This window comes from Streptomyces sp. NPDC002156, assembly GCF_053593675.1.
In genome coordinates this window covers 1-7,670 of record NZ_JBSFDA010000284.1, presented here as the reverse complement: position 1 = coordinate 7,670, position 7,670 = coordinate 1, and the positions used below count along the sequence as shown (strand labels likewise).

Sequence of the window (7,670 nt, the reverse complement as noted above, 5' to 3'; positions counted from 1 at the left end):
CCAGCGCGCCCCTTTCTTATTACTATGTTGGGGCCGCCGGCTGATCCACCACAACAGCCGGGGGGGGGGGGGGGGGGCCCCCGGGGGGCCCGCGCCAGCCCGGCCCCCCCGACGACCGGGACGGGATCGTCAGACACGGCGCGCATGGACGATCTTGTTGTCGAGTCCGTCGGGGATGTCCGTCGGTGTCTCGACCTCCGGCGTGAATCCCTGCGCCGTGAGCAGCTCCAGGACGCTCGGCAGTTGGTTCCTGGCCGCGTGGACCTCCAGCACGACCTGACGAATACGCGCCCAGTCGGCGTCGTCTATGCCCCGCAGCGCCGACACCTCGTCGCCCTCGATGTCCATCTTCAGCAGGTCCACCTCGTCGGACGGCTCGACACCGCTCAGGATCTCGGAGAGCCTGGCCACCTGAACGCTCACCGTCTCGTGCTGGAACACCTCCTCCGCCACCCGGCGTTCCGCGTACGTCGTCATGGTCTCCCGGTCCCTGAGCTTCTCGGCCAGCTGGGTGGTCGAGTTTCCGGGCATCGACGGGAAGTAGTAGAACTCGCGCAGGCCGCTCTCGTCCGACAGACCCTTCGGGCACACCGTGACCCCTTGGAGCCCGTGCAGTTCGATGTTCGCGTGCAGAGCCCGTACGTTGTCCGGTATCGGCTCGATGGCCAGCACCCGGACTCCGGGGTGGCGCCGCTTGATGAACAGGGCGAAGAGCCCGATGTTGGCGCCCGCGTCGATGACGAGTCCGTCGGGCCTGATGGGATCCATGTTCCTCAGGTAGGTGTCCTTCTGGAACAGCTCGCCGTAGATGATCTCCGCTTCGACGAATACCGGGTTGTCGGCAGCCGGCGTGTAGCACCCGAAGCCGCCTTCGAAGTCAACGAAGTTCAGTGTGCGCACGGTGTCACTCGCTTTCCGGCCGCTTCCGGGCGGCCTGTCCGGCGTTCATGTGCTTGGGGCTACTGGCCGGGCTCGGTCTGCTGCACCTTCCTTGCCAACAGTGCGCCGCCGATGCCGCAGACGATCAGCAGCATGAGCGCCGTACGGAGATCCGTGGCGCCCGCGACGACGCCGATGACCGGCGACGCCAGGAGGAAGCCGGGCCACTGTCCGAGGGTCACCATGGAGACGCCCTCGCCCGCGCTGACGTCAGGCTGCTTGCCGGCCAGGCGGATCACGGCCGGCATGACGCAGCCGATGCCGATCCCCGCGAGGACGAATCCGACGACGACCGTTGCCGTGGACGGCCACAGGATCACCGTGGCGATCCCCAGCCCGGCGACGAGGAGCGACCACTGCAGGAATGTCCGGACGGCGACGCGCTGCATGACGAGGTCGCCGACCAGGCGGACGACCAGGATGGCGACGGTGAAGGCGGTGTAGATTCCGGCGGCCAGCGCGGCATTCGCGCCGGCGGTGTCGGTGGCGTAGATGGCGGACCACTGGCCGACCGTGCCCTCGATGAAGGACGCGACGAAGGCGAGGAGGGCGAGCAGCCGCAGTTGGGGGACCCAGCGGTTCCGGAGCCGTTCCGCCAGCGTGCTGTGCGAACCGTCCGACTGCGGGGCGTCGTCCGGCAGCCAGTTGGCGGTCACCAGCAGCAGCAGCCCGAAGACCGCTGTACTGATGGCCAGTTGCAGTCCTGGAGACACCCCCAGAGCGGCTGACGCCGAACCGTACAAGCCGCCGACGAGCACACTGCAGCTGTAACAGGCGTGGAAGAACGGCACCATGCGCCGACCGTAGGTCGTCTCCGCGCTCACCCCCTGGGTGTTGATCGCGGTGGCCAGCAGCGTCGCACCGAATCCCCAGATCACCAGCCCGGCGCCCAGCGCGACGAATGCCGAGGCCCCGGCGAGCAGCGGCCCGCTGAGCAGCATAAGGAACGCGCCGACCCGGGTGAGCTTCCGGGTCCTGGTCGTGCCGATCAGGACCATGGTCACCGCGATGGCGACCAGATCTCCCACGGCCGACGACGCACCGAGGAGCCCCCAGGTCGCGTTGTCCGCGCCCACATTGTGGCGAATCTCCGGAATCCGCGAGGACCAGGCGGCATTGGTCAGACCCAGGGCCGCAAAGAGCAAGCAAATCGCGATACGTGCCCGCAACGCCTCCGATTCCGATTCACTTCTGCTCTTTCTCCTGGACATTCTGATCTCAGTGATTTCCGGACACCTTCCTTGCGGCACCTGCTAGAGGAGCGCATCCTGTCGTCGATCCTCCAGGTGACAAAAAAGGTCCCCCGTCCTCCGCTCGAGGAGCAGACAATAGAATTTCAGGTTCTCTTCGGAGAGCCGCCGCAGAACGTCCTCCGAAACCCGGCCTGCGAATTCTCTGGCAAAATCCAGGACTTCGTCCCGGCAGGGAGCTTCGAGACGCGGAGCGGCCATGAGCAGGATGATGACATCATGCTCGAGTGCGGCACGGTCATACGCGTCCCGGAGCCCGGCGTCCCGCGCCGCCAGAAATTCGGATATCGCCTGTATCTGTCTGATTCTTCCATCGATGTTACGGAGATCCAGCTCCCGTTGCGTTATGGAGAGCGGGCCGGCGTCGCGCTGTCGCCAGAAGTAGACGGGGCCGGTGATCACATCGACGGACTCGGCGAGTACATGCGCGGAGACCGAAATCAACCCGTCCTCGTAGGGGTGCTCGGGATACAGGAACCCGTGCCGCCTCCAGAAGGACCGGCGATACACCTTGTTCCATACGGTGCGATCCCCCAGCAGCGCTCTGTGCCGGGTGATGTGCGTCCGCTTTCGGGGCTCCTCGAAGATGTCGGCGTGGAGGGGCGAAGCCCACCGGCTCGTGCTGTTGAAGCGTTCGACACCACCACAGGCGAGGTCGGAGTCCGTCTCACGGAGCGAGTCGACCAGTCGCCCGAAGGCGTCCCGGGCGACTATGTCATCCGCGTCGACAAAGCCCAGGTACTGTCCGCGAGCCTTCCTCAACCCAAAATTTCGGGCGGCTCCGGGGCCTCTGTTCGCCTGATGGACGACGTGAAACCTGCCGTCTCTCCCGGCGTATTCCTCTGCGATTTCTCCACTGCCGTCGACGGACCCGTCGTCGACCAGTACGGCCTCGAAATCGACAAGAGTCTGACCGGCGACCGATTCGAGGCAGGCGGGCAGATATAACTCCACGTCACAGAAGGGTATTACCAAGCTAAGTGTCGGCTCCACTCGCTGCTCCCCGTGCGATTGGATCGAGAGGTTGACCCGATTGGACGCTGGCAGGTGCGAGGGGGAGCTGTCAAGCAGGCATATCCTCGGCCAAAACCCTTCGGCTATGAATATCCATAGAGTTCCCCATGGTTCTGTTGCCGATCTTGACAAGCATTCGTGAGCATGTCAAGGTTGCGGCGGTGAATCGTTCCAGCGTCTGTGGCGACCTAGGTCCGGACGTTTATCCTGAGCCGAACCGGCTGTGGGCCGATGGCAATTCAGGCACATCGATTTCAGGACACACCGATCGCTCCGACATTGACGCAGCTCCCACCGGGAATCACCGGAAAGGAACGCGCATGGCCAATTCGAGCACTTCGGACTTACGGGGCACCGAGGACGCCTCGCCCGGCATGGTCACGGTGGCGGTCTGCACCGTCGGCCGACCACTCCTGACCAGGGCTCTCTCCAACCTCGCGGCGGGCAGGACCGAGGTGGTCGCGGAGGTCCTCGTCGTCGACAACGCCAGGGACTCGACCCTCGACGAGAAGCAGTTGTCGGACGTCCTCGCCCCACTGCCGCTGCGTGTCCTCCCCGGGCCCGGCGGAACCTCGGACGGCCGAAATCTCGCTCTGGAACAGGCCACGACGGACGTGGTCCTCTTCTTCGACGACGACTGTCTCCCGGACCCCGCCTGGGCAGCGGAACTCGCCTCCTACATGGCCTCCGAGCCGGCCGTCGCCGCGGCATACGGAAGCGTCGAGCCGATTCCGGTGCCGGGCGGCCGGGTACTGACCGACAAGGCTCCGGGCATCGGACAGTCCGCCTGGGGCGAAGTGGCCGGCCCCGGCGAGGAACCGAAGTGGTGCCCCGCTGTCACCTCGCCGAACTGGAAGCCGGGCATCACCACGAGTGAACCGACGATGACCTGGGCGGTGGTCGGCTCGTCCAACAACGTCGCCCTGCGCCGCAGCCTGATGCTGCCGGGGCGGCCCGTCTTCCTTCCCACGCTCGGGCCGGGCACCGGAACGGGTTCCGGTGAGGACACCGAGTTCGGTTACGCCCTCATGGCCGGCGGCCGGGCCCTCGCCCATGTTCCGCAGGCGACGATGCGGCACGACTCGTGGCTCGGACCCGAGGAGACCGAGTGGACGGAGCGCTGCTACCTGCGCGGCACGGTCGAAGCCCTCGGACACCACGTCCTGCGTGGGGACGAGCGGGCAAGTCTGCTGCTGAGCGACTACCTCGTCTACTTCGCCGCGGGTAATCGCTACGGCTTCGAGGACCTCGGCGAGATCCTCGAGTGGGCCTACGGCAGCCACACCGCAGGACAGCGACGGCAGCCGCTGCGCAAGTCCGACCTGCGCTGACCTCGGTCTGCGATCTTCCTGCTCGGCCCCTGCCGACAGTCCTGGCACACCCGCGTCCGAAGACGGTCGGGCAGCCGCGAAACCACTGCACCGGGAGATGACATGAGGTCCGACGACCTGCTTCTCGACCTTCCCAGCGCGCCGTTCGAACTGACCGATCCGCGGAAGGAGAACCAGCGACTGAACATCGCCGAGTACCAGGCCGGCGCGACAGTGCTCAAGAGCCGTCCCCTCGCGTTGTTCATCGAACTCACGCAGAACTGCAACCTGCGCTGCCCGATGTGCCGGTTCGGCGAGAAGTACGACCCTCGACTCAACCTGGACGAAGCCGTCTTCGACCGTCTGACCGAGGAACTCTTCCCCACGGCTCACGTGGTGGATCTCCGGGGCTGGGGCGAGAGCACCATGCTGCCCCGGTTCGGCGAGTTCGTCGCACGCGCGGTCAAGCACCGTGTCCAACTGCGGCTCGTCACCAACGGGATGGTCAACCGCCGACCCGTGTGGGACATGATGATGCGCGCCCACGCCATGGTGACGGTCTCCTGCGACGCGGCCTCACCGGACCTGTTCGCCAAGTTACGTGCGGGCGGCACGATCGAACGCCTGGTCGGCACGGTCACCTCCCTCGTCGAGGCCCGCGACCGTCATGGCGCTCCCCGGGAGAACGTGTGCCTCAACGTCGTTTCCAGTATCGACAACCTCGGCGAACTCGCGGACATCGTACGGCTCGCGGCCCGACTCGATGTGCCGCTGGTGTCCATCCACCCCCTGGTCACGGGCCTCGATGACCCTGGGCATCTGCGCAACGATCTCGAACGTACGCAGCAGGCGTACGAGGAGGCCGCGGAAACGGGACGACGTGAAGGCGTCGTGGTGCAACTCGGAGCCGCACCCGACCCCTCCCTCGCGCTGCCCGACATGGTGCGGCGGCCGGCGTGCATGCACCCGTGGAGCTACGCCTATGTGCGCTACAACGGGCAGATCGGCTTCTGCGACCACCTCATCGGCGGCGACAGCGACTACACCTTCGGATCACTGGCCGACCACAGCTTCGAGGAGATCTGGAACGGCCGGCAGTGGCAGGGCCTCCGGGCCGCCCATGTCAGCGGCGACATTCCCGAGGACTACATGCCCTGCCGCTGGACCTACGCCCAGCGGTACATCGAGTTCGAACACCTGCTGCACCCCGACCGGGCTTCCGGACTGGTCACCAGCGAGACCCACCAGCAGGTCACCCTCCGACGCGATCCGAACGTCGTGCCGTGGGCTCCCTGGAAGAAGGACGAACCCGGCAGCGGAGTTCTCATCCCCACCAGCGCCCTCACCGACAACCTCCGGCAGAGCAGCCCCACTTCGCCCTAGAAGCAGACGCCTCCGAGAGCCACGGCCGTGCCGGGCGGCCGTGGCCGACCCGGGTCAGATCACTTCGCTCTCACTCCGGTCGGCCCGCTCCCAGAGGGTGTGGAAGCGGCCCTCGCGGTCCGTGCGCCGGTAGGTGTGGGCGCCGAAGAAGTCGCGCTGGCCCTGGGTGAGGGCGGCCGGGAGGCGCTCGGTGCGCAGGGTGTCGTAGTACGACAGGGCGGCGGAGAAGGCCGGGACCGGGACGCCGTGCCGGGCGGCCGTGGCGACGACCTCGCGCCACGGGACCTGGGCGTCGGCGATCTCGGCCGCGAACCCCTCCTCGTTGAGCAGGGTGACCCGGCAGGGATCGGCGGCGAAGGCGCCGCGGACCCGGTCCAGGAAGGCGGCCCGGACGATGCAGCCGCCGCGCCAGATCCTCGCGATCGCCCCGAGGTCGATGTCCCAGCCGTACTCGACCGACGCATCCATGATCATCTTCCAGCCCTGGTCGTAGGCGATGAGCTTCGACGCGTACAGGGCGTGCTCGACGATGCAGGCGAAGCGCTCGGCCTCGTACGAGGTGAGGTCCCAGCTGGTGCCGCCGGGCAGCTCGCGGTACGCGGCGCGCAGGGCGCTCTGGCCGGAGGCGGCGCGGGCGAAGGTCGCCTGGGCGATGGCGGTGACCGGCGAACCGAGGTCCAGGGCGGTCCGTACGGTCCAGCGGCCGGTGCCCTTCTGCCCGGCGGAGTCGGCCACCACGTCCACGAACGGTCTGCCGGTGGCGGCGTCGGTGTGGGCGAGGATCTCGGCGGTGATCTCCATCAGATAGGAGTCGAGACGCCCCTTGTTCCACTGCCGGAACACCTCGGCGATCCGCGCGGGCTCGTATCCGCCGACCTGCCTAAGCAGGTGGTAGGCCTCGCCGATCAGCTGCATGTCGGCGTACTCGATGCCGTTGTGCACCATCTTCACGAAGTGCCCGGCGCCGTCCGTCCCGACATGGGTGACACAGGGCTCGCCGTCCACCTTGGCACTGATCGTCTCGAACATCGGCCCGAGCGCGGCGTACGAGGCCACGGAGCCGCCGGGCATGATGCTCGGCCCGTTGAGCGCACCCTCCTCGCCGCCCGAGACGCCCACTCCCACGAAGTGGATCCCGAGCCCGCGCAGGGCCTGTTCCCGCCGACGGGTGTCGGAGAAGTGGGCGTTGCCGCCGTCGATGATCATGTCGCCGGGTTCCAGCAGGGCGGCGAACTCGTCGATCACCGCGTCGGTGGCCGCCCCGGCCTGCACCATGATCATGAGCCGCCGGGGACGCTCCAGGGCCGCCACGAACTGCTCGGCCGTCTCGGCGGCCACGAAGTCGCCCTCGTGCCCGAACTCCTCGACCAGCGCCTTCGTCCTGGCGGGGGTCCGGTTGTGGAGGGCCACGGTGTAACCGTGCCGGGCGAAGTTCCGGGCCAGATTCCGGCCCATCACCGCCAGGCCGGTGACGCCGATCTGCGCGGTCGCCTTCATGGTGTGCTCCTTCGCTCGGTGCGGTCGCTCGGCGCGGTCCAACCGCCGCACTGATCAGTTACGGCTGGTGGGGCCCCAGTTGTTCAGCCGGATATCGGGTGGCGTGCCGAGCGGGTGTGCGCTTGGAGCGAAAGCGCGGTGACGGGACGAACGAGAGGCCCGGCCGACGACCGGCCGGGCCTCTGGTCAAGGTTCGGTCAGACCGAGAAGTCGACCCCCTGGGCGAGCGGGAGTTCGCCCGAGTAGTTGACGGTGTTCGTGGCGCGGCGCATGTAGC

6 protein-coding genes are annotated in these 7,670 nt (G+C 67.4%); 2 read left to right on the top strand and 4 right to left on the bottom strand.

What is annotated here, in order from left to right; translation table 11 throughout:
* Positions 1-129: 129 nt before the first annotated feature.
* The 3 genes from ACWCRB_RS47965 to ACWCRB_RS47955 all read right to left on the bottom strand — a co-directional run bounded on the left by ACWCRB_RS47965 (position 130) and on the right by ACWCRB_RS47955 (position 3,182).
* The gene (locus tag ACWCRB_RS47965) at positions 130-900 is read right to left on the bottom strand and encodes an FkbM family methyltransferase (RefSeq protein WP_451002093.1); all 771 of its coding nucleotides are present in this window, start codon (positions 898-900) and stop codon (positions 130-132) included.
* A gap of 59 nt (positions 901-959) precedes the next feature.
* Entirely contained in the window at positions 960-2,084 is a 1,125-nt protein-coding gene (locus ACWCRB_RS47960) for an MFS transporter (protein WP_369030462.1), read from the bottom strand.
* 108 nt (positions 2,085-2,192) lie between these two features.
* Positions 2,193-3,182, bottom strand: a complete 990-nt coding sequence (locus ACWCRB_RS47955) for a glycosyltransferase family 2 protein (RefSeq protein ID WP_451002092.1) — start codon at positions 3,180-3,182, stop codon at positions 2,193-2,195.
* A gap of 341 nt (positions 3,183-3,523) precedes the next feature.
* Between ACWCRB_RS47955 and ACWCRB_RS47950 the strand changes: the two genes are divergently transcribed.
* Positions 3,524-4,534: a glycosyltransferase family 2 protein gene (locus ACWCRB_RS47950; RefSeq protein WP_451002091.1), complete on the top strand. Its 1,011-nt coding sequence runs from the start codon at positions 3,524-3,526 to the stop codon at positions 4,532-4,534.
* Positions 4,535-4,636: 102 nt separating this feature from the next.
* On the top strand, positions 4,637-5,896 hold the full coding sequence (locus ACWCRB_RS47945) for a radical SAM protein (RefSeq protein ID WP_451002090.1): 1,260 nt from the start codon (positions 4,637-4,639) through the stop codon (positions 5,894-5,896).
* A gap of 54 nt (positions 5,897-5,950) precedes the next feature.
* On the opposite strand, the gene gndA is transcribed toward ACWCRB_RS47945, so the two are convergent.
* Complete coding sequence (gene gndA / locus ACWCRB_RS47940; RefSeq protein ID WP_451002089.1) at positions 5,951-7,393, bottom strand: NADP-dependent phosphogluconate dehydrogenase; 1,443 nt, start codon at positions 7,391-7,393, stop codon at positions 5,951-5,953.
* Positions 7,394-7,670 lie beyond the last annotated feature (277 nt).